Annotated in this window: 1 protein-coding gene; it reads left to right on the top strand. The window is 51.2% G+C overall.

Annotation, left to right across the window (positions count from 1 at the left end; genetic code table 11):
* Positions 1–57: 57 nt before the first annotated feature.
* On the top strand, positions 58–244 hold a 187-nt coding region (locus Q5762_RS39375), incomplete at its 3' end, for a hypothetical protein (RefSeq protein WP_315897127.1).

Below are 244 nucleotides of genomic sequence, written 5' to 3'. Positions count from 1 at the left end.
CTGCATGAGCCTGCCCGTAAATGGTCCGAGGTTGGTTGGGTTGCTCGCCGTGCATGGATGACACGTAAGGAGTTGCGCAAGCGCTTTCTAAAGGCATCCGGCGATGTTTACAAGGACGTAAAGCTTTCCAAAAAGCGTGAAGACGAAGAACGCGGCAATGATGATAAGTCGTTGAAGGGTAGCGTTTGGGAAGTCTGGCATCGCGCTGATAACAAGGTTTATTGGGTATCTGAGGGCGTTGATC

Source organism: Streptomyces sp. P9(2023), from assembly GCF_032436795.1.
In the GTDB taxonomy this organism is placed as follows: domain Bacteria; phylum Actinomycetota; class Actinomycetes; order Streptomycetales; family Streptomycetaceae; genus Streptomyces.
Note: the sequence above shows the minus strand (reverse complement) of the source record. Positions and strands in the feature narration are given on the sequence as shown.